We start from the raw sequence: 25,028 nt of genomic DNA on the forward strand, positions 1-25,028 counted from the left end.
TTTTCTCAAATGTCGGTCCCCGTGACGCATCCGGGGTTCGACGGCGTGTAGAAGTTACGCGGCGGCAGCGGCGCGAGCCGCCGCCGGAAGCGCGTCGATGACCCTGTCGAGCACCAAGTCGTCGTGGGCAAGGGACAAGAACCACGCTTCGAACGGGCTCGGCGGCAGGTGCACGCCGGCGTCCAGCATGGAGTGGAAGAACGCGGCGTACGCCGGCACGTTTTGCGCGCGGGCGTCGTCGTAGTCAATGACGCCGCGGGTCCGGCGCTCGTCGAATCCGGGGGCGTCCGGATCCAGGAAGAACACGCTGAACATCGATCCGGCCGATTGGACGGCGTGCGGCACTCCCGCCGCATCGAGCGAGTCGTGCACGGCGCCGCGGAGCGCATCGGCGGCGCGGGTCAGCTTGGGGTACACGTCGTGGGACACCGTGCCGCGCAAGGTCGCGATGCCGGCGGCCGTCGCGACCGGGTTGCCGGACAGGGTGCCGGCCTGGTAGACGGGGCCGTCGGGCGCCAATTTCGCCATCAGGTCGGCGCGGCCGCCGAACGCGGCAGCCGGGAACCCGCCGCCCATGATCTTGCCAAAGGTGAACAGGTCGGCCGGCCCGCTGTCGTAGGGGCCCTCGTGGCCGTACCAGCCGGCGGCCGACACGCGGAACCCGGTCATCACCTCGTCGGAGATCATGAGCGCGCCGTGGCCGGCGCTCAGGTTGCGGATCAGCTCGGTGAATCCCGGCAGCGGCGGGACGACACCCATATTGCCGGGCGACGCCTCGGTGATGACTGCGGCGATCTCGTCGCCGTTCTCGGCAAAGACCCGGCGCAGCGCGTCGGCATCGTTATAGGGCAGCACTATCGTGTCGGCGGCGCTGGCTCCGGTCACACCGGGCGTGTCCGGAAGGCCGAAGGTGGCGACTCCGGAGCCCGCCGAAGCCAGCAGGGCATCGACGTGGCCGTGGTAGCAGCCGGCGAATTTCACGATCTTGGCGCGGCCGGTGGCGCCGCGGGCCAGCCGGACGGCGCTCATCGTCGCTTCGGTGCCGGACGACACCAGCCGGACCTGCTCGACCGGGTCGACGCGGGAGACGATCTCCTCGGCCAGCGCCACTTCGTTTTCGCTGGGAGTGCCGAAGGAGAACCCGCGGGACGCCGCCTCGGCAACTGCCGCCTCGACGTCGGGATGCGCGTGCCCCAAGATCATCGGCCCCCACGACGAGATGAGATCGACATACTCGTTGCCGTCGACGTCGGTGATCAGAGCGCCCTTGGCCGACGTGATGAACCGCGGGTCGCCGCCGACCGCGCCGAACGCGCGCACCGGCGAGTTCACGCCGCCGGGCGTGACCGCCCGTGCGCGGGCGAACAATGCGGACGACTGGGCGGTCGGCGCGGAGCTGCCGGCCGTGCGGTTGGTCATGATGTCGGCACCTTTCGGTTGAACGGCCGCCGTGGTTCCGGCGGTGAGAGTTGTCTGTGCAATTGCCCTGTCTGTGAAAATGCCCCGTCGGCCTCGAGCGTTATTCGCGGTCGATGCGGCGCACGTGGCGCAAGTGCGTGACGATGCCCTCCATGGCCTCGCCGCACGCGTCGAGATGAGCGTCGTCGGTGCGGTCGATGAAATGCTCGCGCACACTCGTCACGTGGCTGGGTGCGGCGTCCTCGAGCAGCCGGTAGCCGGCGTCCGTCATCGTGCACAGGACGCCGCGGCCGTCGCCGCACGTGGTGCTGCGCGCCAACAGGCCGCGTGATTCCATTCGCGAGACGATGTGCGTCAGTCGCGACCGGGAGATCGCCACTTCGGCGGCCAGCCGCGCCATCCGCATCGAGTGCTCCGGCTGCTCCGACAGTCGCACCAGCAGTTCGTATTCGCCGATCGCCAATTGGTGCGTTTCGCGCAATTCCTTGTCCAGTTGGGCCATCAGAAGCTGGCTGGCCTCGAGATAATTACGCCACGCGTGCTGCTGGTCCGAGGTGAGCCATCGGACGGTGTCGGGAGAAGTCGTCTTGGTCATTGTTCCGCTCGGAGTTTCAATGCGACTTCGGTCGCCCAGTAGGTGAGGATTCCATCGGCGCCGGCGCGTCGGAAGGCGAGCAGCGATTCCATGATCGCTTCGTCCCTGTCGATCGCGCCGCGCTCGGCGGCGAGCTCGATCATGGCGTACTCACCGGAAATCTGATAGCTGAAGACCGGGATGTCTTGGGTGGCGGCTACTTCGGCAAGCACGTCCAGATACGGCATACCCGGTTTGACCATCAGGATATCGGCGCCCTCGGCCACGTCGAGACGTACTTCGCGCAACGCTTCACGCCCGTTTGCAGCGTCCTGCTGGTACGTGCGGCGATCCCCGGTGAGCTGCGAGTCGACCGCCTCGCGGAACGGCCCGTAGAACGCGGAGGCGTATTTCGCCGCGTAGGCCAGCACCGACACGTCGGTGTAGCCGTGCGCGTCGAGCACCTCACGCACATAGCCGACCTGGCCGTCCATCATGCCGGACATCCCCAGCACGTGCGTGCCGGCAGCCGCTTGCGCCAGAGCCATGTCGGCGTAGCGTTCGAGCGTCGCGTCATTGTCGATCCGGCCGTCGTCATCGAGGACGCCGCAGTGGCCGTGGTCGGTGAATTCGTCCAGGCACAAGTCCGCCATGACGACTGTCCTGTCGCCGAATTCGTCGACCAGGGCGCTCAAGCCCCTGTTCAAGATCCCGTCCGGGTCGTCGGCGCCCGAGCCGATGGCGTCGCGCCGGGCCGGGACGCCGAACAGCATGAGGCCGCCGACGCCGGCGTCGATCGCCGCGCGGGCCGCTTCGAGCAGCGACGGCAGGGTGTGCTGGTACACGCCCGGCATGGATTCGATCGCGACTGGTTCGTCGATACCCTCGCGCACGAACATGGGCAGCACGAGATCCGCCGCGTGCAGCCTGTTCTCGCTGACCAGTCGGCGCAGCGGTGCGGTCGCGCGCAGCCGGCGGGGCCGTTCGAGGATTCTCATCGAGCGCGCCGCCGGGCCGCACCCTTACGCTGGCTGGGCCGGAGTACCGGCTCGCCGGCCGCCAGCGCGCTCTCGCGGGAGGCTCGTGCGAAGTCGGCCAGATCCTCGACGAGGGTGGCGGCGTCGGCAGTGCCGGCCAGCACGTCGACCCGCAGGCCGTGTTCCTCGGCCGTCTTGGCCGTGGCCGGGCCGATACACGCGATCACGGTGGAGGTGTGCGGCTTCCCGGCGATGCCCACCAGGTTGCGCACGGTGGACGACGAGGTGAACAGCACTGCGTCGAATGTGCCGTTCTTGATCGATTCGCGGATCGGGGCCGCCGGCGGCGCCGCACGAACCGTCCGGTATGCGGTGACGTCGTCGACCTCCCAGCCGTTCTCCTGCAGCCCGGCCACAAGCGTGTCGGTGGCGATATCGGCTCGCGGCAAGAACACGCGCCCCACCGGGTCGAGAACCGGGTCGAACGGCGGCCAGTCGGCCAAGAGGCCGTGCGCCGACTGCTCGGACGACGGCACGAGGTCCGGTTCGATTCCCCAGTCGCGCAACGCCGCAGCCGTCACGCCGCCGACGGCCGCGATCTTCAAGCCGGCAAATGCCCGGGCGTCCAGGCCGAACTCGGTGAACTTCTCCTTGACGGCACGCACCGCGTTGACCGAGGTGAAGCCGACCCATTCGTACCGGCCCGTCACCATGCCCTTGATGGCCTTTTCCATCTGCTGCGGCGTACGCGGCGGCTCGACCGAGATGGTCGGCACGACCGTCGGTACGCCGCCGTGTTCGCGGATCCTGTCGATCGTCGATGCCGCCTGGTCCTTGGTCCGCGGAATGAGCACCTTCCAGCCGAACAGCGATTTCGACTCGAACCACGAGAATTCGTCGCGCGATGACGTGCCGGGCCCGATCATGGCGTGCACGTTGGCGCCGAGTTCGCGGCGCCGGCCCAACGCGGCGAGCTCGGAGGCGAGCCCGTCAAGCGTCGTGGCGACCGACACCTGGTCCGACCGGGTCCCGTCGACCGCGACGACTACCGGCGTGTCGGACGGCCATCCGCCGGCGACGAGTTGTTCGGCGGCGTCGGCAAGTTCGCCGGCATCGCCGACCAGCACCGTCGAGGCGCGTTTGCTGCTGACGATGTTGCCGGCCACATTGCCGCCGGCGTGCACCACGTGCACGGCCTTCACGGTGTTGGTGGTCAGCGGCACGCCCGAATAGGTGGCGATGGCCGACGGTGCGGAAACGCCCGGTACCACTTCGAAGCGGATGCCTTCCTTGTGCAACGCATGCGCTTCTTCGGCGAGCCCGGCAAAGGTGGCGGCGTCGCCGTCCAACAGCCGCACCACGTGCGCGTGGGTTTTAGCGGCCTTGACGATGCGCTTGGCGCGCACGGCCGTGGCGGTCGACCCGCCCGGATCGACGGCGGCCGTCAGATCGGCCGTGCCGGGCGCGTATTTACCGGCCACGTCGACGTGCAGGCTGGTTTCGTACACCACCGCGTCGGCCACGCCCAGCGCATCGATCGCCTTCACCGTCAAGAGCCCCGGGTCGCCCGGGCCCACTCCCACAAACGTCACGGTTCCGGCCGCGCGGGCCACGGTTCCCTTACTCACGCTTCACGCTCCTGGTCGTTTGTCTTCTCACCGATCGACAATCGGTCAAGTAATTCGATAGCTAGTTCTCGGCCCAGCCGGTCGGCGTCGGCGACGCCGCCCTGCACCGACAGCCGGACGACGTCGCCGTCGTCGATGCTCTCTTCGGGGCACAATGCCGCACGCAGCGACAGCGCCGGGCCGTCTTCGTCTTCCACAATCTCCGCCAACGCTCCCAGAGGAGCCGAGCACCCCGCTCCCGTCTCGGCAAGCACCGCCCGTTCGGCGGTCGTGGCACTGCGGGTGTCGGCGTCGTCGATCTCGGCCAGCGCCCGGACCAGCTCGTCGTCGACGGCGCCGCCGGATTCGTCCCGGGTCTCCACGGCCAACGCACCCTGTCCGGGTGCCGGGAGCATGTTGATCGGGTCGATCTTCTCGGTGATGTCGGCCTGTTTGCCGAGCCGTTCGAGGCCGGCCATGGCCAGCACCACCGCATCCAGCCGCCCGGACGTGACATACCCCATCCGGGTCTCGACGTTGCCGCGGATGTCGACGACGTCGAATCCGAGGCCGAGGGCTTTCAACTGGGCATGCCGCCGCGGCGAGCCGGTGCCGATGACGGCGCCGGCGGGCAGTTCGACGAGTTTCTTGCCGCCGGCCGAGACGAGAGCGTCGCGCGGGTCGGCGCGGCGCGGCACGGCGGCCAGCCGGATACCGGGTTCGGGGGTTGTCGGCAGGTCCTTCAGCGAATGGACGACGACGTCGACGGTGCCGTCCGTCAACGCGCCGCGCACGGCGGAGACGAACACGCCGGCGCCGCCCATCGACGTAAGCGGCGCCCGATTGGTATCGCCCTCGGTGGTCACGTTGACGAGTTCGACCTCGCGGCCGGTCAACTCGCGCAGCCGGTCCGCGATCAGTCCGGACTGGGTACGTGCCAGGGCGGACCGCCGGGTGCCCAGCCGAATGGGACGCGCCGTCATCGTTCCTCCCCCGGGCCTGTTGTGGCGTCGGAAAGGGCCCCGGCGTCGAACATGGCCGACGGCATGGCATTCAACGCGGCGGTGTCGTCCGGCGCGGTCAACGAATGGCCGCCGGATTGCCCCGCCGCGGTGTCCGAATCGGGCTGGTCGAGCTTCAAGTCGAAAAGGGCGCGCAGCGCGTCGGCATATCCGGAGCCGCCCGGCTGCGACGCCAATTGCTTGACCCGCACCGTCGGGGTGTGCATGAGTTTGTCGGCCATCCGGTTCAAGCTGGTGCGCACTTCGGTCAGGACGTGTTCGTCCACGCCGGACAACCGGGAGTTCAAGCGCTCCATTTCGGCGTCGAGCACGCGTTGGGCGCGCTTGCGCAGGGCAATGACAGTCGGCAGCGCCGCCTTCGAGCGCTTGGCTGACAAGAACCGTTCGACCTCTTCGGCGACTATCTCGTCGGCGCGAATGAGCGCGGCGGAGGCCGGGGAGTCGGCCCCGCGGTCGATCAACTCGGACAGCTGACGCAGACCGACGACTTGAACGCCGGGCAGCTCGCCGACGGCTTCGTCGATATCGCGCGGCAACGCCAGGTCGACGAAGAACTGCCGGTCGGGCCTGTCGGCCCGGGCGACCCGGTCGGCCGAAATGACTGTCGTGCGGGCGCCCGTGCAGGCCACTACCAGGTCGGCGTGCGGCAACTCGGCGTCCAGTATTTCTCCGGTCATGGGCACGGCGCGCCCGCCCACGCCGGCGGCCAGACGCTCGGCTCTGGCAAGCGTCCGGTTGGCCACTGTGATGCTTTTCACGCCGCTGCGGGCAAGCTCCGCTGTCACCAGGCCGCTCATGGCGCCGGCCCCCAGCACGAGAGCGTGGGCGCCGGACAGGTCGCCGATCCAGTTCGGCGCGGGTTCGAGTGCGTCGTCCAGCATCGACCGGGCCACCTGGTCGAGATCGGTTTCCGCGTGCGCCCGTTTACCGACGCGCAGGGCGGTTTGCATCAACCGTGACAAATTCGAGCTGACGTGCCCGGCCGATGTCGCTCGCGCGAGCGTCGTGCGCAGCTGGCCGAGGATTTGCGCTTCGCCCAGAGCCATCGAATCCAGGCCGCACGCCACCGAGAACACGTGCCGCACCGCGGCTTCGTCGTAGTGCACGTACAAGTGATCGGTCAGCGACGTCCAGTCCATGGCCAGCGCATCGACCAGTGCGCCGCCCAAGTCGGCCAGGCCGCCGTGGAACGACGTCACGTCGGCGATCAATTCCAGCCGATTGCACGTGGAGACGACCAGTGCGCCGTCGACGTACTCGCCCGCCAGCATTCCGCCGGCAAGCTCTTCGGCACGCGTCGCCCCGAGCGCCGCCGACTCCAAAACGCCAATGGGCGCGGAGTGGTGCGACAGGCCCACGATGAGTGCGGTCACGATGACACCTTTCCTGCGAGAAGATCGGCGGCCTCGCGGCGTCCCGCATGAAAAGCGAGAATCTGCAGTTCCGTCGCCAAGTCGACGCGCCGCAATTGCACGTGCGCAGGAACCTGCAGCACGCACGGCGCGAAGTTCAGAATTCCGTGGATGCCGGCGCCGACCAGTTTGTCGCAGAGGCCCTGCGCGGCATCCGCCGGAACCGCCAGCACTGCCAGTTGGGCCTGCGCCTCGGCGATGCCGGCTTCAAGTTCGGCGGCGTCGCGTACCGTGAGCCCGCCGACGCTGCTGCCGACCACCGACTCGTCCACGTCGAACATGCCGACCACCGAGAATCCGCGGGAGGCGAATCCCGAGTAGCCGGCCAAAGCGCGGCCCAGATGACCGACGCCGACAATGACGACGCGCCAATCGAGCGTCAGGCCGAGGGTTTCGGAGATTTGCGTGACAAGCCTGCCGACGCTGTAACCGACGCCGCGGGTGCCGTACGAGCCCAAGTACGATAAATCCTTGCGGAGCTTTGCCGCGCCCACCCCGGCCAGCTCGGCCAAGTCCTCGCTCGACACGGTTTCGGTGTCGGTGGCCGCAAAGGTGCCCAGCGCCTGTAGATATACGGGGAGCCGGGCCACGGTTGCGTCCGGAATGCCGCGAATCTCGTCGATTCCGCTGCCGTCGGCAGCGCTGCCCGGTGCGATTCGACGCGTGTTGACCGCAGGCAGCTCAGCGTACTCAGGCTGGGACAAGGGGGTCGGTGTCTCCTACCAAACTGATGGATGTAATACTGCCCCAACCTTAAGCGTCACGGGTCGTTTGCACAAAGTGACGCATCACGGCGTATCATGCTCTCCCGCCGCTGACGTCCAACCCTTCGAGAGCGGCCCGAAACCGGCCGGCGTCCACGCGCCAATAGGTGTGCACGCGACCGTCGATCAGCACTACCGGAATCTCTTCGCCGTACCGCCTCGTCAGTTCGGCGTCGTCGTCGATGTTCGTCTCGCGGACCTCGATGCCGGCCGCGGCAGCCTCCCGCAGCACCGTCTCCCGGGCCGCATCGCACAAATGGCAGCCCGGCCGGGTCAGTAATTCGACTCGTGTCATAGTCGCCAGCGTACCGCTCTCGAATCCGGCCGAGCGGACGACTCGGGCCGCTACAGTGGTGGTATGCCATCGAATCCCGAGCCGCATTCCCCCGGCTCCCCGTCGGCCGGATCGTCCGGGCGCGCCGCGTTCTTCGACGTCGATAACACGGTGATGCGCGGGGCGAGCCTGTATCACCTGGCCCGCGGAATGCGCCGCCGCAAGCTGCTGACGTACCGCGAGCTCGTGCGGTTTGCGCTCGAGCAGCTCAGGTTCATCTCCAAGGGCGAACACGTGATCAATTTGGACCGGATCCGTACGCGCGCGCTGTCGTTCGTTGCCGGTTACACGGTCCCGGAGATTCGTCGAATCGGCGAAGAGGTGTACGACGAGTTGATGGCTTCGAAGATCTGGCCGGGAACTCGCGAGCTGGCCGCCGAGCACTTACGCCGGGGCGACGAGGTGTGGCTCGTCACCGCCACTCCCGACGAGATCGCGTCCACCATCGCCGACAGGCTCGGCGTCACCGGCGGAATCGGGACGGTCGCCGAGCATATCGACGGCGTGTACACGGGCCGGCTGAAGGGTCAGGTGCTGCACGGCGAGGCCAAGGCGGAGGCGATTCGCGGGATGGCCGAGCAGCGCGGTTTCGATCTTGCCGATGCGTATGCGTACAGCGATTCGGCCAATGACATCCCGATGTTGTCGTTGGTGGGGCACCCGTTCGCCGTGAACCCCGACCTGATCCTTGGCGAGTACGCTCGCGAGCACGGGTGGGAGATCCGCGATTTCCGGGGGCGCAGGCGCTCCGCCCGTCGCAATCTGATTGGTGCGGTCGGCGTCGGCGCCATCTACGGCGGATACAGATATTTGAAGTCCCGGCGCGGCCGGACCGGATAGAGCTTCCGCCTTGAACTGTCCCGACACGGCAAAAGCGCCCGCAGGCACGCGGCCGGCGGGCGCTTTTCGGCGCTACTTCTTGTTGCGACGCTGGTGACGCGTCTTGCGCAGCAGCTTGCGGTGCTTCTTCTTCGCCATCCGCTTGCGGCGCTTCTTGATAACGGATCCCATGAGATCTCCTTAACTTTCTTAAGTCACGTTCGGTCGACCCGATGTTCAAGGGGCCGATAATCCCGGTCCCATGCGTTCGGCCCGATAATTTCGGCCCAGTACATGCAGCCCGGTCATACCGGCGCACTCGGCCAAAACGCACGTGCACCGGCGGCGGCCGATCCCCTGACGTTGACGACCTCGGGCACCGGTTACCGCACTGCCGCATGCAGCCAAGCGCCAGTCCGGCCTCTACAATACCGGTTCGCCCGGCCCAGCCCACAATCGCACCCCCGAGCGCCCGCCGACGAGCGGTGCCGGCGGCATCGACGGGGCCCGCCCATTCGATCAACGGGTCGTTGCCGTCAGCCGGCGGAGTCACCGCCGGAACGGCGATCGACGAAAGAGGATTCCAAGTAGTCGTGCACGGCGCGCTCGGGCACCCGGAACGATCGGCCGAACCGCACTGCCGGCAAGTCCCCCGAGTGCACAAGCCGGTAGACGGTCATCTTCGACACGCGCATGACATCCGCCACTTCGGCGACGGTGAGGAACCGGATGTCGGACAGGCCCTGCCGTCCGTTCGTTTCCATCTCCGTCTCCTAACGTCAGTCGACACGCCCTGCTTGGGGATAAGCGGCATACACTCGGGAATTGTCGCAAGTTTCACAAGTTATACCGCGTGTCGATACTACACGCTAGTGGCTCACGTGGTATATGAGAAACCTCAATCGAAGTACGGATCGAGACCGTTCAACGGAAATACCGCGTTCCTGGTGCCCATGATGGCGCGGTCCGTCGCATCGGCAGGGTCGAACCCCACCTGCCATGAGCGCCACCACAAGTCGGCGCCGTCCCCCATGGTCGCCGGCGCCGTCCTGCCCACACGCGCCTGTACAAAGGCCCGCCAGGTTTCGGGCGTCGGCTCGGCAACTCCGATCGGTCGGCCCAGGGCGATGGCAAGCAGATGCGCCCACGCTCTCGGGACGACGTCCACCAGCTCGTATCCGCCCCCGCCGACTGCCAACCACCGTCCGCCGGCGTATCTGTCCGCGAGCCCCTCGATCATCAGGGCGGCTTCCCGGCCGGCGTCCACGCTCAACTGGAGGTGTGTGAGCGGGTCGCGGCTGTGACCGTCGCAGCCGTGCTGGCTGACGATGACCTGCGGCTGAAAGGCCCGGATCAGCGGCGGCACGCACGCATCGAACGCACGCAACCACCCGGCGTCCGTCGTCCGCGGCGGCAAGGCGATGTTGACCGTCTGGCCTTCGGCCCCGTCGCCGCCGACATCGGTGGCGAACCCGGTGCCGGGAAAGAGCATCCGGCCGGTTTCGTGCAGCGAGATGGTCAGCACGCCGGGGTCGTTCCAGAACACCGCCTCGGTGCCGTCCCCGTGATGCGCGTCGATGTCGATGTACGCGATCCGGGTAAACCCTTCGGCTTGCAGCCGGCGGATCCCGGCGGCCGCGTCGTTGTAGACGCAGAACCCGCTTGCCGCCGACGACTTGGCATGGTGCATGCCGCCGCAGAAGTTGACGGCGCGATCCGTCGCGCCCGACGCGATTGCCGACGCCGCATCGACGGTTCCCGACACGATCCGGGCCGACGCGTCGTGCATCTCGTCGAAGTACGGCACGTCGTCGGTTCCCAATCCGTACCGCCGCAACTGCGCTGCATCGCGCGTTCCCGGCGCCGACGCGGCGCGCACTGCATCGATGTACTCGCGCGAATGCACCGTCAAAAGCGTTTCGTCGTTCGCCACGCCGGCCGTATGCAGATCCGCGGCCGGATCGTCGAAGAGCCCGAATTCCCGGCACAGGCTCGCAGTGAACTCCAACCGCAGCGGATGCATGGGATGAGCCGGTCCGAAATTGTATTTCGTAAAGACGTCATCCCATACGACGTAGACGGGTCGAGATGTCATGCACATCACCCTAACCGGCTTGGTGCGTGAAAACCGTGCCGGCCTGAGCTTAGACTCTTGTAGGCACGGCACCAGCCGGGCCGCGGCGATCGGAGGGAGGGCGATGGCTCGCGCACGCAATCACGGGTACACCGGCCGGCTTCCCGGCCGGCGCCGGCGTTCCATCGGCTTGGCCTGGGTACGCGACGTCGTCGACGACCTGGCGAAGTCCTCCCCCGCCCGCCTCGCGCTCATCACTTTCACCTTCGTCAACGTCGTCTTCATCGCCTTGCTGACCTTGCCGATCTCCACCCGGTCGGGCCATTCCCCGCGGTTTTCCTATGCGGTCTTCGACGCCATCTCGGCCGTCTGCGTCACCGGGCTGAGCCCCGTCGAGCTTGTGGACTACTGGTCCACCTTCGGCCAAGTCGTCATCATCGTCGGCGTGCAGGTCGGCGGACTGGGCATCTTGACGCTGGCGTCCATCATGGGCCTGGCCGTTTCCCGTCGACTCGGCCTGAAACAACGACTTGTGGCGGCGCAAGAGACGAAGGCGCTGCGGCTCGGCGAGGTCGGCACGCTGCTGCGCGGCGTCATCGTGACATCGCTCCTCAGCGAGGTCGTGCTTGCCGCGTTCCTCACGCCGCGCTTCATGGTCCGCGGCGAGGACGCCGGTCAGGCCGTCTGGCACGGCGTCTTCTACTCCATCTCGGCGTTCAACAATGCCGGATTCAACATCCACGAAGGCGGGCTCGCCACGTTCGGCGGGGACCCGTGGATCCTCATCCCGCTGATGCTCGGCGTGTTCGTGGGCGCCCTCGGGTTCCCCGTCATCCTGACCGTCGCGCTGCACTGGCGCACTCCGAGTCGCTGGGATCTGCACGCGAAGATGACGCTGACGACGTCCGTGATTCTCGTCGTCCTCGGCACCATCCTGATCGGCGGATTCGAGCTCAACAATCCAAAGACGCTCGGGAGCATGAGCGGCGGCCAGGACGTGCTCGACACGGTATTCGCCGCCGTCATGCCGCGTTCGGGCGGGTTTGCCACGATTGACGTCGGCAGCATGCACCAGTCGACGCATCTGGTGCTGGACATGCTCATGTTCATCGGCGGCGGTTCGGCCTCCACAGCCGGCGGCATCAAGGTCACAACCCTGGCCGTGCTGTTTCTGGCGGCGTATGCCGAAGCACGCGGCAACGAGCACGTCGAAGCTTTCGGACGCCGCATCCCGCCGGGGTCGCTGCGATTGGCCGTGGCAGTCACCCTGGCCGGCGCCACTATCGTCGCGTCGGCGTCCATGGCAATCGTCGCCATGTCGAGCTTGAGCCTGGACGACGTGCTGCTCGACGTGATCTCCGCCTTCGCCACGTGCGGGCTGTCGTCCGGCGTGACTACCCAGCTGGACGCTCCTGGGCAATACGTGCTTGCTGCGGTTATGTTTGTGGGACGCACCGGCACCATCACCCTGGCCGCCGCGCTTGCCTTGCGCGAACGCCGGCGCCTGTACACGTATCCGGAAGAGAGGCCGATAGTTGGCTGAACGATCAGCACCGCACGCACCGGTTCTCGTTGTCGGACTCGGCAGGTTCGGCGCCGCGACCGCCAACCGGCTGACGCAGCTGGGCCGCGAAGTGCTTGCCGTCGAGCGCGATCCGCAGCTGGCTCAGGAGTGGTCCGGCCAGCTCACCCACGTGGTGGAGGCGGATTCGACGAACATCGAAGCGCTGCGCCATATCGGCGCCGGCGATTTCTCCATCGCGGTGGTCGGCATCGGCACGTCGATCGAGGCAAGCGTGCTCACGACGGCCAATCTGGTCGACTTGGGGATCGGCCAGATCTGGGCCAAGGCGATCAGCCCGTCGCACGGCAAGATCCTCGGACGTATCGGCGCGCATCACGTGCTGTATCCGGAAACGGACGCCGGAGACCGCGTGGCCCACCTGGTGTCCAGCCGGATGCTCGATTACATCGAATTCGACGAGGGGTACTTCGGCATCGTCAAAATGCGCCCGCCCAAGGAGATCCAGGGGTTCACGCTCGGCGAGTCGTCGGTGCGCCGCAAATACGGCGTGACGGTCGTGGGCGTGAAGTCGCCCGGTCAGGACTTCACGTACGCGCAGCCGGACACCCGGGTGAACAAGCAGGACACCATCATCGTGGCCGGGCAGACCGACTTGCTCAATCGGTTCGCCTCCCGTCCGTAACCCCATTCGCCACCACTCGCGGCGGGCCGGGAGCCATTCGCCACCACTCGCGGCGGGCGGAACAGTGCGGCTAGGGCCGGGACATTTCACGCGAACGGTCGACAGCCGCCGCCGTCGCATCGGCAATCATTCCGGCAAGCGGGCCGAAGTGCTTCAACGCGGCCTCGGTAGTACCTCCCGGGCTCGTCACGTTGCTGCGCAGGGTCGCCGGGTCCGTTCCGGATTCAACCATCAGCGCCCCGGCGCCGGCGGCCGTGCGGACGGCGAGCGTCCCGGCGTCCTCGGCGCTCAGTCCGAGCGCCTTCCCGGCCTCGATGAGAGCCTCGGTGAACGCGAAATAGTAGGCCGGGCCGGAGCCGCAGATCGCGCCGACGGCATCCATCTGCGCCTCGTCCACCGTCAGCACGTCCCCGACGGAACGCAAAATTGCACGTGCCGCCTCGAGATCGTCGTCCGAGGCGGAGCCACCGGCAGCCACGCCGGCCATTCCGCGTCCGATCAGCGACGGCGTATTCGGCATGGCCCGGACGACGGCGGCGCCCGGGGCGGCCTGCACTATTGCGTCAATGGTGATTCCGGCGGCCACGCTGACGACGAGCGTGCCGGACGACGCCAGCGCCGGGGCGATCCGGCCGACCAGTTCAACGATCCGGTACGGCTTCACGCCCAGCACCACGACATCGGCCCATTCGGCCGCGTCGAGGTTCGCCCGTTCGTTGGATTCGCCGGATACCGCCACTATCGAGTGGTCCGCGGCAAGTTTCTCGGCGCTGGCACGCGAGGAGGTCGTGGCGCGTATCGATGCGGCCGGGTATCCCGATGCCAGCAGGCCGGACAGGATCGCCCCGCCCATCGACCCGGCACCGAGAAATGCGATATTGCCCTGATCAGCGGCTGCCATTGTCCTGCGTCCTTTCGCCGGCCCGTTCGTGTCCCATGTGTTCGCGTGCGAACTTCAGGCTGTGCGCCAGCAGTTCGTCCCGCTCGACGAGCGATTTGGTCTTGCGGGTGTTGACCTCGACGACCACCGATCCGTGCCAGCCGCGTTCGGCCAAAAGCTCGAGCGCGTGCCCCACCGGCTGAGCGCCGTAGCCGGGCGCCAAATGCTCGTCCTTGAGCGACCCGGATCCGTCAGCCAAGTGAATGTGGCGTAATCGACTGCCCAGCGATTCGATCATGTGCAGCACATCCGATCCCGCCGTCGCCGCGTGGGAGAAGTCCAGCGTGACGTCGTCGTAGTCCTGCCCCACGGGGTCCCAGCCGGGCAGGTACACCATGACTTCGCGCAGACCGGTTCGCCACGGGAACATGTTCTCGACTGCAATGTGGACGCCGGTGTCGGCGGCTATCGATCGGACGCCGGACACGAAGTTCTCGGCATAGTCGGATTGCCAACGGAACGGCGGATGGACGACGACGGTGTCGGCGCCGACCTCGGCGGCCAGCTCGGCCGACCGCGCGACCTTTGTCCAGGCGTCCTTGCCCCAGACGCGCTGCATGACCAAGAGGGTCGGGGCATGGATCGACAGGACCGGCAGCCCGTAGTGATGGCTGAGTTCGTTGATGGCGGCCGCGTTTTGGCTGATGGCGTTCATCGACACCATGATCTCCACGCCGTCATACCCCAGATGCGAGGCAACCGTGAAGCACTCGGGAACCGACAGCGGGTAGACGGACGACGACGCCAGGCCGACGGGAATGCGTCGTGCCGGCCGGCTGATGTCCGGTACGCGGCGGGTCTCGTCCCGTTCCCGGTACCGGGTGCCGTTCACCTTTGCCCGGTTCCGGGTCGTCAGCTTCAATTTCCCACTGCGACGGGTATCGTCGGTTCCTCTGCTCAATGGATCGCGGCTCACGGAGTCAGGTTATTCCGCGCCGGCGGGTTTGGGCCAATATTCACGTCGGCCACTCGTTCGATCCGGACGGAAACCGCGGACGACGCTTCTCCGCGAACGCCCGCCGTCCTTCGTCGAGCTCGTCCCGAGCCGCGTCCTTGAGATCGCGTGTCGCGGCAGGGTCGGCGCCCAGCATGACATGTTTGATGAACCGGATCGACAGTTGCGAGCGCGCCACCAGGTCGCCGGCGAGCTCGGCGGCACGGAGCGCCGCGTCCTCGGCCACTTCGTCGATCAGTCCCATGCGTGCCGCCGCCGGCGCGTCGACGTGCGCGCCGGTGAACAACAGGTACTTCGCCGCACCGGGTCCGATCAGGCCGGCGAGTCTGTCGATGGGCCCTTTCGGGTAGAGCACCCCCAGCCGGCTTGCCGTGATACCGAATTTCGCGCTGTCGTCGGCGATCCGGATATCACAAGCCGCGGCGATCTCGGTGCCGCCGCCAATGCACGCGCCGCGCACGGCAGCGATCGTCGGCTTCGGAAATCTAGCCACGGCGTCCTCGGCGGCGGTATTGATGAACCAGAATTTCTCGAGGTCCCCCGGCAGGTCGTGGATATCGGAGCCGGCCGAGAAGTGGCCGCCGCTGCCGGTGACGATGAGGACGTCGGTCAGCGGGTCTTCGGCGATCTCGGCCAGGACTGCGGGCAGCCCCTCCCACATCGCCGTCGTGAGCGCATTGCGCTTCTCCGGACGGTCGATGGTGAGAGTTGCCACCCGCTCGCGGCGCGTGACGATGAATCCCTCCACGTCAGCGCTCGGCCGGGACCTCGCGCTGGGCCGCGCCGTCGTATGCGCTCAGCGGACGGATCAGGGCGTTCGAGGCCTGCTGTTCCATGATGTGCGCCGTCCAGCCGGTGATCCGCGACATCACGAAGATCGGAGTGAACGCCTGGGTGTCGAAGCCCATCAGATGGTAGGCCGGGCCGGACGGATAGTCGAGATTCGGGTAGATGCCCTTGCGGGAGACGAAGTCCTCTTCGAACGTGTTGTACAGGGCCAAGAGGTCGTCGGCCTTTTTGATGGCGGCCATGTCCTCGAACGCCTTGCGCATGGTGGGAACGCGCGAATCGCCGTGCTTGTAGACGCGGTGACCAAAGCCCATGATCTTCTTCTTCTCGGCAAGCGCATCGTCAAGCCAAGCCCCGACGTTGTCGGCGGTTCCGACCTCTTCGAGCGCTGCCATCACCGCTTCGTTGGCACCGCCGTGCAGCGGGCCCTTGAGTGCTCCGACGGCCGCCGTCACGGCGCTGTAGAGGTCGGACAATGTCGACGTGACGACGCGAGCGGTGAACGTCGAGGCGTTGAAGGAGTGCTCGGCGTACAAGATCATCGAAACGTCGAAGCAGCGAACCACCTCTTTTTCGGGCACTTCGCCGAACGTCATGTGGAAGAAGTTCGCGCTGAACCCGAGCGAGGGATCGGGCGCGATCGGATCGAGGCCGTGCCGGCGGCGGTGATCGATTGCCACGAGCGTGGGGATCTGCGCAAACAGTCGTTCGGCCTTCTTCTGGTTCGCTTCCGGTCCCGCGGCCTCTCCGTCCGGGTCGACGGCGCCGATATACGAGATCGCCGTGCGCAGCACCTGCATGGGGTGCGAATCGGTCGGCAGGCCGAGGATCAGATCGACGATCTTCGGGTCTACTTGACGGTCGGCGCGCTCCCGCTCGGTGAATTCCTTCAGCTGATCGGCCGTCGGCAACTCCCCGTTCCAGATCAGATAGGCAACCTCTTCAAAGGAGCAGTTCGCGGCAAGTTCCTGCACGGGGTAGCCGCGATACGTCAGCGAATTGGTCTCTTGGACGACCTTGGATATGGCCGTGGTGTCGACGACGACTCCGGCGAGACCTTTGTGAATTTCGGTGTCTTCCATCGGTGTGACTTCCTTAAACCTAAACGGTGAAGTTGAATACGTTCTCGTCAAAGGCGTTGTACGACTCGTAGTCGAGCACTTCGTACAGTCTGGCTCTCGTCTGCATCCTATCGACAACGCCGGACTGCGTTCCGTCGGCCATGATGGTGCGCAAGCCGTCCTCGATGGCGCCCATGGCCAGCCGGAGGGTCGTGACCGGATAGATGACCATCTTGACGCCGGCGTCGGCAAGCTGATCGGCGGTAAAGAGCTCGCTCTTGCCGAATTCGGTCATATTGGCCAGGATCGGCACATCGAGCGCCTTGGCGAACGTCTCGAATTCGCTTAAGTCCCGCATCGCTTCCGGGAAGATCAGATCGGCACCGGCATCGGCGTACGCCTTGGCCCTGTCGATCGCGGCGTCCAGACCTTCGCCGGCCCGGGCGTCGGTGCGCGCCGAGATCACGAAGTTCGGGTCGCGCCGGGCGCCCGCCGCAGCGGTGATCCGCTTGGTCATTTCGCTTGTCGCAACCACCTCTTTACCGTCCAAGTGACCGCAACGCTTGGGATTCACCTGGTCCTCGAGGTGGCAGGCCGCGAGTCCGGCGTCCTCAAGCGATTGAATAGTGCGCGCCACGTTCATGGGTTCGCCGAATCCCGTGTCGGCGTCGATGAACGCCGGAAGGTTCGTCATCCCCGCGATCGTCCTACCATGCTCGGTGACCTCGCTGAGCGTCGTCAGGCCGATGTCCGGCAAGCCCTGGGCGGCCGAGAACGCCCCGCCCGAGATGTAGACGCCTTCGAACCCGATCTGCTCGATGAGCTGGGCGTTCAACGGGTTGATGGCGCCGGGGAACCGCAGGATGGCGTCGCCGGCAAGCTCCTCGCGTAGCCGGAGTCGGCGATCGGCCGCCGATGTGTGTGCTCCAAGCATCAGAAGATTCCTTTCGAGGTGATGGCCGGCGCCGAGGCGAGCGACCAGCTCAGCCGTGCCACGTCGTCCGGCCCGAGCTGCGCAAGGTTCTCGGCAAGCCCGAGGAACCGGTCCTGCTCGTCGCCCGTCAGCACGCCGTCGGCCAACGTGCGGAATTTCGCAATGTACTGCTCGCGGGCGAACGGCCGGGCACCGAGCGGGTGCGCGTCGGCCACCGCGAGCTCGTCGCTGATCACGGTGCCGTCGTCCAGTTCGACGTCGACCCGGCCGCCGAACGCTATCTCGTTCGGGTCCGTGCTGTGGTACCGCTTCGTCCATTCCGGGTCTTCGGTCGTCGAGATCTTGTGCCACAATTCGACTGTCTCCGGGCGACGTGCGCGTTCCGGCGCGTAGGAGCGCTCGTGATGCCAGCCGCCGTCCTCGAGCGCAACGGCGAAGATGTACATGATCGAGTGGTCGAGGGTCTCGCGGCTGGCATTCGGATCCATCTTTTGCGGATCGCCCGAGCCGGTGCCGATCACGTAATGCGTGTGGTGCGACGTCGCGATGGTGATCTTCTTGACCTTGGACAGGTCGCCGATCTTCGGACCCATTTTGCGGGCCAGGTCGATCAGGGCTTGGGACTGGTACTCGGCCGAGTGCTCCTTGGTGTAGGTCTCGAGGATGCCGTGCTTGGCTTCGCCGGGTGCCGGCAGCGGAACCGTGTAGCGGGCGTCCGGGCCGGAGAGGATCCACGCGATGAACCCGTCCTCGCCTTCATAGATCGGGGACGGCGCTCCCTCACCGCGCATCGCCCGGTCGACGGCTTCCACTGCCATCTTGCCGGCGAACGCCGGAGCGTGCGCCTTCCAGCTCGAAATCTCGCCCTTGCGGGACTGGCGAGTGGCGGTCGTGACGTGCAGGGCCTGCTGGATCGCCTGGTAAACGGTTTCGGTGTCGAGGCCCAGCAGCGTGCCGATGCCGGCCGCGGCCGACGGGCCGAGATGCGCCACATGGTCGATCTTGTGCTCATGCAGGCAAATGCCCTTGGTCAATGCCACCTGGATCTCGTATCCGGTCGCGATGCCGCGGATCAGGTCGGCCCCGGCCATCGACTTGTGCTGTGCAACGGCGAGGATCGGCGGAATGTTGTCGCCCGGATGCGAATACTCGGCAGCCAGGAACGTGTCGTGGAAATCCAGTTCGCGCACTGCGACGCCGTTGGCCCATGCCGCCCATTCGGGAGAGACGCTCCTGCTCTCCGGCATGCCGAAGACGCGCGCCCCGGGCTCCAGCACGTGCGGAAGCGCTTGTTCACGGGCATGGGCGACCGGCCTGCGGGAAATCGACGCGGCCGCGACCGCGGCGTTGTCGATGATCCGGTTGACCACCATGTCGGAGACGTCGGCTTGGACGGCGACCGGGTCGGTGGCCACCTCGGCGATCTTCCAGGCAAGTTGCTTTTCGCGGGGAAGCTCCTCGCTGCTGCGATATGTGCGTACCTCGTGCTCGACCATCTGTCCTCGTATCCCCTTCGACTTGCCGGACCGTCCGGAGTCCTTTCCGGACCCATTTTTACCTTGTCATCAAGATACTTAATGGCAAGCAAAATAGCCAGGATCGGCCATCCGTGGACGTCATTCTGTCACCGATGCCCCACCTCGGATACCCCTGGCCGATAGACTGTCGGTCCGCCCACATCGAGCCGGGGCGCCGGCCCGGGAAGCAAGGCCGGGAAGCACGGCGCAGGAAGCACGAGGCACCATGAATTCAGTAAGCACGCAAGTCCATTTGCGATCCCGGCCGACCGGCTGGCCGACGGAGCGGAACTTTTCGCTCGAGACGGTCTCCCTCCAGCCGCCACGCGCCGGCGAAGTGCGCGTGCGTAACGAGTACATCTCGGTCGATCCATACATGCGCGGGCGGATGAACGACGTGAAATCGTATATTCCTCCCTTTGCCCTGAACGAGGTCATGACCGGCGGCGCGGTCGGCCGAGTCGTCGAATCATCGGACGACGCGCTGTCGCCCGGCGACGCCGTCCTGCATTTCCAAGGCTGGCGGGACGTCGCACAAGGGCCGGCCGAGCAGTTCACGCGCCTCTCCCCCGAATCGCCCGACATCCCGCTGTCGGCGTATTTGGGCGTACTCGGACTGACCGGCCTGACGGCGTACGTCGGGCTGCTCACTATTGCGGAATTCACGGAAGGCGACACGGTCTTCGTGTCCGGAGCGGCCGGCGCGGTCGGCAGCATCGTCGGGCAGATCGCCAAGATCAAGGGAGCCGGACTCGTCGTCGGATCTGCAGGCTCGGCCGACAAGGTCCGCCGGCTCACCGACAGCTACGGATTCGACGCCGGATTCAATTACCACGACGGCCCGGTGCGCGATCAACTGGCGGACGCCGCGCCCGACGGCATCGACGTGTATTTCGACAATGTCGGCGGCGAACACCTGGAAGCGGCGATCTCCCGCCTGCGCGATGGCGGCCGGGCCGCGCTGTGCGGCGCCATCTCGACCTACAACTCCACCGAACGGACCCCCGGCCCGTCGAACATGGCAAATCTTGTCACGCGCGGGCTGATGCTCAAGGGGTTCACGGTCGGCAATTACACCGAACACCAGCCGGAATTCACCCGCGAAATGAGCGGCTGGCTCGCGGCAGGCCGCATCAATTGGGACACCACGGTCGTCGAGGGAATCGAGAACGCCGTCGAAGCGTTCCTCGGCATGATGCACGGGAAGAACACCGGCAAGATGCTGGTGCGCACCGGCGCCGCCGACTAGCGATTCGGGCCGGTGTCGGTACCGTCCGATACCTTGTCACACATGAGCTCCTCATCCGCCACTGCCAAACGTAAAAGCGCCGCACAGTTCCGCTGTGCCGAGTGCGGCTGGACGACGGCGAAATGGGCCGGCCGCTGCGGCGAATGCCAGGCATGGGGCACGGTGGAGGAAGTCGGCGGAGCCGCGACGCGCAGCACCACCGCCGCACGCGTGGCGGTGCCGGCCCGCCCGATCGCCGAAGTCAGCGTCGAATCCGCGACGGCGGCGCCCACCGGCGTCGGCGAGCTCGACAGGGTGCTCGGCGGCGGCATAGTGCCGGGAGCCGTCGTCCTGCTGGCCGGCGAGCCGGGCGTGGGCAAATCGACTCTCCTGCTGGACGTCGCCTCCCGCGCCGCATCGCACGGCCGGACCGTGCTCTACATCAGCGGCGAGGAATCCGAAGCACAAATACGGTTGCGCGCCGAACGGATTGGCGCGCTGCGGCCGCGGCTGCTCCTGGCCTCGGAAACGGATCTGGGCACCGTGCTCGGCCACATTGAAAAATCCGAGCCCGATCTGCTCGTCGTGGACTCGGTGCAAACCATCGCCAGTTCACAGGTCGACGGGTCGGCCGGCGGGGTGACCCAGGTGCGCGAGGTCGCCGGTTGCCTGATCCGCGAGGCCAAGGACAAGGGTCTGGCCACCATCCTCGTCGGACACGTCACGAAAGACGGGTCGATCGCCGGACCGCGCATGCTCGAGCACCTTGTCGACGTGGTCTGCCAGTTCGAAGGCGAGCGGCACTCGCGCCTGCGCATGGTGCGCGCCGTGAAAAACCGGTACGGCCCCACCGATGAGGTCGGCTGCTTCGACCTGAACGAAAGCGGGATCACCGGTCTTCCCGATCCGTCCGGGCTGTTCTTGTCCCGGATGACCGAGCCGGTCTCCGGAACGTGCGTGACAGTCTCCCTCGAGGGCCGAAGGCCCCTGGTGGCCGAGATTCAGGCCCTCGTGTCGGAGTGCGCCGGCGGCGCGCCCCGGCGGGCCACGAGCGGGCTGGACACGAACCGCGTCGCCATGGTGCTTGCCGTACTCGGCAAACGCCTGAACATTCCACTGGCCAGAAAGGACGTGTACGCGGCGACCGTCGGCGGCGCCAAGGTCACCGAACCGACGGCCGATCTGGCAACGGCGCTGGCCTTGGCGTCGGCACATCTGGAACAAACTTTCCCGTTCCGGCTCGTCGCGTTCGGCGAAGTCGGGCTGTCGGGCGAAGTGCGCACGGTGCCGGGCTGCCATCGCCGGTTGATGGAAGCAGCACGTCTGGGCTTCACTCATGCGATAGTTCCGGCCGGCACGGCCGATGGCACCCCGACTCCGGAGAACATGAAGGTCCTCGAAGTCTCCCAGCTTTACGAGGCACTTCACGCGGCCTTGCCGAACACGCCCGCGTAGAATGTCAGCGAGACCTGCGCCGACCACAAGCCGACAACTAGGGGAACATTCGTGCCGACCGAACGGACGACGGACGAGCTGCTGCGATCCACCCTCGCGGCAATGGCTCCCGGCACCGCATTGCGGGACGGGCTCGAGCGAATCCTTCGCGGCCGCACCGGCGCACTCGTCGTCTTGGGCGCGACCCGCGCAGTCGAGTCGATCTGCACCGGCGGCTTCATCATCGACGCCGATTTCTCGGCCACCAGGCTGCGCGAATTGGCGAAAATGGACGGCGCGATCATTTGCGAACGCGATGCGACGCGGATCGTCAGGGCCGCAGTGCAGCTCGTGCCCGACCCGGCCATTGAAACCAGCGAATCGGGCACCCGGCACCGTACCGCCGAACGCGTCGCCAAGCAGACGGGGCTCCCGGTCATCTCCGTCAGCCAGTCGATGCAGATCATTCAGCTGTACGCCGGCGATCGGCGGCACGTCCTCGAAGGCTCGGAGGTCATCCTGGCCAGGGCAAACCAGGCAGTGGCGACACTCGAGCGGTACAAGTCCCGGTTGGACGAGGTGACCGGGTCGCTCACGGCGCTGGAGATCGAGGATCTGGCCACGGTCGGCGATATTTGCACGGTTTTGCAGCGACTGGAAATGGTCCGGCGCATCGTCGACGAAATCTCGACGTACATCATCGAGCTGGGGACCGACGGCCGACTGCTGACATTGCAGCTCGAGGAATTGATCGGCAATCTCGGCCCGGCGCAGGAATTACTGGTGCGCGATTATCACACCGCGATGAAATCACCCCGCGCCGTCGCCGATATCCTCGCCGATGTTTCCAAGCTGTCATCGACCGAGCTTGTCGACATTACACAGGTGGCTCGAATCCTCGGCGCTCCAGTCGGGGGCGACGCGCTCGATTCGACGGTGAGCCCGAAGGGCCACCGGCTGTTGGCGCGGATCCAACGCGTCCCCGGTGCGATCGCCGACCGGCTCGTCGAACATTTCGGCGGCCTTCAACAATTGCTCGCCGCGAACGTCGACGACCTCATGGCCGTCGAAGGCGTCGGGGAACAGCGTGCCCGTACCGTTCGCGAGGCGCTGTCGAGGCTCGCCGAGGTCTCGCTCGTCGACAGGTATTCGTAACCGCGTCGGCGGTCGCCATTTCGGGGCTCTCACTTCAGGATGAAGTAAGCACCCTTCGACTCGTTCGACCCGACCTTGGTCTCCAACCGGTAGGTTCCGGGCTTGACGTCCGGAAGCCCGGCCTTGCACCCCTTGACCGATCGGATCCGTTGCCAGGTCATACTTGCCGATTTCTTGTCGCCGGACTTGAACTTGATCTTGTTGACGGTGGCGTCCGGGTTTTTCGAGTCGTCCTGGCAGTCGCGGCTCGACCAGATCCGGTCGGATCCCGAGGTGATGTCGAATTCCAACTGTTTGGTTCCGACGTCGATAATGCACGCCGTATCCGAGACGTTCTTCACACTCAGCGTCAGCTTGGGTTTGGCCTTGCCGGAATACGACTTCTTATCGGTGCTCGCGGTGACCTCGATGCTGTCCGGCGAACATTTCGTCGTCTTCTTCTTCGCCCCGCTGGGGCTCGCAGTTCCGGCTTTTCCGGCGCTGGCGGACGGACTGGCGGACGGGCTGGCGGACGAGCCACCCGAGGGGTTTTGCGAGGCTGCCGCGTCATTCGGTGACGGCGCCGTCGAGGTTTCCTCATCGCCGCCGAACAGGCCGCTCACGCCGCGCACTATTGTCGTCACGCCGACCGCGAGAACCGCTACCACGATAAGCGCGATGATGAGGACGACGATGCGCCGGCGCCGATAGACTGCAGGCGACGGCCGCCGCGGATCTCGATTGTTACTCATTTGCTTCACACCCTATGCACTTGGCGCCCGGATCGCGCCTCGGCGCGCCGACTGGCAGACTGTTGCATGCCATGAATGACGTCGACGCTTCTGCCCTGCGCCGCAAGACGGTGCGCTGGTATGGGCGCAATGCCCGCGATCTGCCGTGGCGTCACAGCGACTGCAGTCCGTGGGGCGTACTCGTCAGCGAGTTCATGTTGCAGCAGACTCCGGTCGCCCGAGTGCTGCCGGTCTGGCGATCGTGGGTGGAGACCTATCCGGCTCCGGCCGACTTGGCCGCCGCGCCGACCGGCGATGCCGTTCGCGCATGGGGACGCCTTGGTTACCCTCGCCGGGCGCTCAGACTGCACGCGGCGGCAACTGCCATCGTGCGCGATCACGGGGGCGAGGTTCCGCCGGACAACGACGCGCTGCTGGCTCTTCCGGGCGTGGGCAGGTACACGGCCGCCGCCGTCGCTTCCTTTGCCTTTCAGCAAGCTCATCCGGTGCTGGATACGAACATCCGGCGAGTACTCGGACGCGTCCTGACCGCCACGCCGGAGCCGTCGGCGTCGCCGAGCGCCGCCGAATACGCACTGGCCGCCAGGTTGCTGCCGGCGACCGGGAACGCGGCGGCCCGCTGGAACTCCGCAGTAATGGAGCTCGGAGCGCTGGTGTGCACGGCGCGCACGCCGCGCTGCGACGATTGTCCGCTGCGGACCGATTGCGCATGGCTCCGCGCCGGTCGGCCTGCCGCCGAGACTCCGGGCCGGCCACGGCAGGCATGGCACGGTACCGACCGCCAGCTTCGCGGCGCCATCATGGCGGTACTGCGGGCCGGCGGGCCGGTCGTGCTCGAGAATTTCCGCGCCGACCCGGCGTCCGGAGCCGAGGTGCCGGAGGCCGGCCTCGGCGCTGCGCAAATCGATGCGCTGGCTCGCCTACGCGATTTGAACCCGGACGACGCCAGAGTCGACCGCTTGATCGGCGACTTGTGCGCCGACGGTTTGGCCGTAACGCGCGACGGCAGCTTGTCGCTACCGCAATGATCCGTCAGCGCGGCCTTCGTTGGCTTGGGCTCGTCTTTCCCCGATGG

General features: G+C 66.7%; 25 protein-coding genes. 7 read left to right on the top strand and 18 right to left on the bottom strand.

Going from position 1 to position 25,028, the window contains the following annotated elements; translation table 11 throughout:
* Nucleotides 1-54: 54 nt before the first annotated feature.
* The 8 genes from hemL to BJY26_RS18500 all read right to left on the bottom strand — a co-directional run bounded on the left by hemL (nucleotide 55) and on the right by BJY26_RS18500 (nucleotide 8,070).
* Entirely contained in the window at nucleotides 55-1,419 is a 1,365-nt protein-coding gene (gene hemL / locus BJY26_RS18465) for a glutamate-1-semialdehyde 2,1-aminomutase (protein ID WP_179429621.1), read from the bottom strand.
* 100 nt (nucleotides 1,420-1,519) lie between these two features.
* Nucleotides 1,520-2,014 carry a MarR family winged helix-turn-helix transcriptional regulator gene (locus BJY26_RS18470; protein WP_179429622.1) on the bottom strand — a complete coding sequence of 165 codons (495 nt, stop codon included), beginning with the start codon at nucleotides 2,012-2,014 and terminating at the stop codon, nucleotides 1,520-1,522.
* Nucleotides 2,011-2,991, bottom strand: coding sequence for a porphobilinogen synthase (gene hemB / locus BJY26_RS18475; protein WP_179429623.1), 981 nt, complete (start codon nucleotides 2,989-2,991; stop codon nucleotides 2,011-2,013). Before hemB ends, BJY26_RS18470 begins: the two co-directional genes overlap by 4 nt.
* A complete protein-coding gene (locus BJY26_RS18480) occupies nucleotides 2,988-4,598 on the bottom strand; it encodes a bifunctional uroporphyrinogen-III C-methyltransferase/uroporphyrinogen-III synthase (protein WP_179429624.1) in 1,611 nt (536 codons plus the stop codon). The genes hemB and BJY26_RS18480 overlap by 4 nt, the downstream gene beginning before the upstream one ends.
* Nucleotides 4,595-5,560 (bottom strand): hydroxymethylbilane synthase, encoded by a 966-nt coding sequence (gene hemC / locus BJY26_RS18485; protein WP_179429625.1) that lies wholly within the window; start codon nucleotides 5,558-5,560, stop codon nucleotides 4,595-4,597. The genes BJY26_RS18480 and hemC overlap by 4 nt, the downstream gene beginning before the upstream one ends.
* Nucleotides 5,557-6,972, bottom strand: coding sequence for a glutamyl-tRNA reductase (locus BJY26_RS18490; RefSeq protein ID WP_179429626.1), 1,416 nt, complete (start codon nucleotides 6,970-6,972; stop codon nucleotides 5,557-5,559). The genes hemC and BJY26_RS18490 overlap by 4 nt, the downstream gene beginning before the upstream one ends.
* Complete coding sequence (locus tag BJY26_RS18495) at nucleotides 6,969-7,715, bottom strand: redox-sensing transcriptional repressor Rex (protein WP_237248889.1); 747 nt, start codon at nucleotides 7,713-7,715, stop codon at nucleotides 6,969-6,971. Before BJY26_RS18495 ends, BJY26_RS18490 begins: the two co-directional genes overlap by 4 nt.
* Before the next feature lie 94 nt (nucleotides 7,716-7,809).
* The gene (locus BJY26_RS18500; RefSeq protein WP_179429627.1) at nucleotides 7,810-8,070 is read right to left on the bottom strand and encodes a glutaredoxin family protein; all 261 of its coding nucleotides are present in this window, start codon (nucleotides 8,068-8,070) and stop codon (nucleotides 7,810-7,812) included.
* A gap of 63 nt (nucleotides 8,071-8,133) precedes the next feature.
* On the opposite strand from BJY26_RS18500, the gene BJY26_RS18505 reads away from it, so the two are divergent.
* A complete protein-coding gene (locus BJY26_RS18505) occupies nucleotides 8,134-8,949 on the top strand; it encodes an HAD family hydrolase (protein WP_179429628.1) in 816 nt (271 codons plus the stop codon).
* Between the two features lie 72 nt (nucleotides 8,950-9,021).
* On the opposite strand, the gene BJY26_RS18510 is transcribed toward BJY26_RS18505, so the two are convergent.
* The 3 genes from BJY26_RS18510 to BJY26_RS18520 form a co-directional block, all read right to left on the bottom strand.
* The gene (locus BJY26_RS18510) at nucleotides 9,022-9,120 is read right to left on the bottom strand and encodes a 30S ribosomal protein bS22 (RefSeq protein ID WP_003792170.1); all 99 of its coding nucleotides are present in this window, start codon (nucleotides 9,118-9,120) and stop codon (nucleotides 9,022-9,024) included.
* Between the two features lie 344 nt (nucleotides 9,121-9,464).
* Nucleotides 9,465-9,692, bottom strand: coding sequence for a helix-turn-helix domain-containing protein (locus tag BJY26_RS18515; RefSeq protein WP_179429629.1), 228 nt, complete (start codon nucleotides 9,690-9,692; stop codon nucleotides 9,465-9,467).
* A 134-nt stretch (nucleotides 9,693-9,826) separates the two neighbouring features.
* Nucleotides 9,827-11,023, bottom strand: coding sequence for an acetoin utilization protein AcuC (locus BJY26_RS18520; protein WP_179429630.1), 1,197 nt, complete (start codon nucleotides 11,021-11,023; stop codon nucleotides 9,827-9,829).
* 103 nt (nucleotides 11,024-11,126) lie between these two features.
* On the opposite strand from BJY26_RS18520, the gene BJY26_RS18525 reads away from it, so the two are divergent.
* Nucleotides 11,127-12,545, top strand: a complete 1,419-nt coding sequence (locus BJY26_RS18525) for a TrkH family potassium uptake protein (protein WP_179429631.1) — start codon at nucleotides 11,127-11,129, stop codon at nucleotides 12,543-12,545.
* A complete protein-coding gene (locus tag BJY26_RS18530) occupies nucleotides 12,538-13,209 on the top strand; it encodes a potassium channel family protein (protein ID WP_179429632.1) in 672 nt (223 codons plus the stop codon). Before BJY26_RS18525 ends, BJY26_RS18530 begins: the two co-directional genes overlap by 8 nt.
* A gap of 70 nt (nucleotides 13,210-13,279) precedes the next feature.
* On the opposite strand, the gene proC is transcribed toward BJY26_RS18530, so the two are convergent.
* The 6 genes from proC to BJY26_RS18560 form a co-directional block, all read right to left on the bottom strand.
* Complete coding sequence (gene proC, locus BJY26_RS18535) at nucleotides 13,280-14,110, bottom strand: pyrroline-5-carboxylate reductase (protein WP_179429633.1); 831 nt, start codon at nucleotides 14,108-14,110, stop codon at nucleotides 13,280-13,282.
* A complete protein-coding gene (locus BJY26_RS18540) occupies nucleotides 14,097-14,930 on the bottom strand; it encodes a sugar phosphate isomerase/epimerase family protein (protein WP_179430075.1) in 834 nt (277 codons plus the stop codon). Before BJY26_RS18540 ends, proC begins: the two co-directional genes overlap by 14 nt.
* Nucleotides 14,931-15,105: 175 nt before the next feature.
* Nucleotides 15,106-15,852, bottom strand: coding sequence for an enoyl-CoA hydratase/isomerase family protein (locus tag BJY26_RS18545; protein ID WP_179429634.1), 747 nt, complete (start codon nucleotides 15,850-15,852; stop codon nucleotides 15,106-15,108).
* 1 nt (nucleotide 15,853) lies between these two features.
* Nucleotides 15,854-16,975: a bifunctional 2-methylcitrate synthase/citrate synthase gene (locus BJY26_RS18550; protein WP_179429635.1), complete on the bottom strand. Its 1,122-nt coding sequence runs from the start codon at nucleotides 16,973-16,975 to the stop codon at nucleotides 15,854-15,856.
* A 19-nt stretch (nucleotides 16,976-16,994) separates the two neighbouring features.
* Entirely contained in the window at nucleotides 16,995-17,888 is an 894-nt protein-coding gene (prpB, locus tag BJY26_RS18555; protein ID WP_179429636.1) for a methylisocitrate lyase, read from the bottom strand.
* Nucleotides 17,888-19,384, bottom strand: coding sequence for an MmgE/PrpD family protein (locus tag BJY26_RS18560; RefSeq protein WP_179429637.1), 1,497 nt, complete (start codon nucleotides 19,382-19,384; stop codon nucleotides 17,888-17,890). The genes prpB and BJY26_RS18560 overlap by 1 nt, the downstream gene beginning before the upstream one ends.
* Nucleotides 19,385-19,631: 247 nt before the next feature.
* On the opposite strand from BJY26_RS18560, the gene BJY26_RS18565 reads away from it, so the two are divergent.
* From BJY26_RS18565 to disA, 3 genes are read left to right on the top strand one after another with little or no spacing between them, the layout of a single operon-like run.
* A complete protein-coding gene (locus BJY26_RS18565; RefSeq protein WP_179429638.1) occupies nucleotides 19,632-20,654 on the top strand; it encodes an NADP-dependent oxidoreductase in 1,023 nt (340 codons plus the stop codon).
* Between the two features lie 42 nt (nucleotides 20,655-20,696).
* The gene (gene radA / locus BJY26_RS18570; protein ID WP_179429639.1) at nucleotides 20,697-22,088 is read left to right on the top strand and encodes a DNA repair protein RadA; all 1,392 of its coding nucleotides are present in this window, start codon (nucleotides 20,697-20,699) and stop codon (nucleotides 22,086-22,088) included.
* A gap of 51 nt (nucleotides 22,089-22,139) precedes the next feature.
* Nucleotides 22,140-23,222, top strand: a complete 1,083-nt coding sequence (gene disA, locus BJY26_RS18575; protein ID WP_308191230.1) for a DNA integrity scanning diadenylate cyclase DisA — start codon at nucleotides 22,140-22,142, stop codon at nucleotides 23,220-23,222.
* A 29-nt stretch (nucleotides 23,223-23,251) separates the two neighbouring features.
* Here disA and BJY26_RS18580 read toward each other — a convergent pair whose 3' ends face one another.
* Nucleotides 23,252-23,953, bottom strand: coding sequence for a hypothetical protein (locus BJY26_RS18580; protein ID WP_179429640.1), 702 nt, complete (start codon nucleotides 23,951-23,953; stop codon nucleotides 23,252-23,254).
* Between the two features lie 71 nt (nucleotides 23,954-24,024).
* Here BJY26_RS18580 and BJY26_RS18585 point away from each other — a divergent pair, with 71 nt between their 5' ends.
* Complete coding sequence (locus BJY26_RS18585; RefSeq protein ID WP_179429641.1) at nucleotides 24,025-24,981, top strand: HhH-GPD family protein; 957 nt, start codon at nucleotides 24,025-24,027, stop codon at nucleotides 24,979-24,981.
* Nucleotides 24,982-25,028 lie beyond the last annotated feature (47 nt).

This window comes from Spelaeicoccus albus, from assembly GCF_013409065.1.
GTDB classification, from domain to species: Bacteria; Actinomycetota; Actinomycetes; order Actinomycetales; family Brevibacteriaceae; genus Spelaeicoccus; species Spelaeicoccus albus.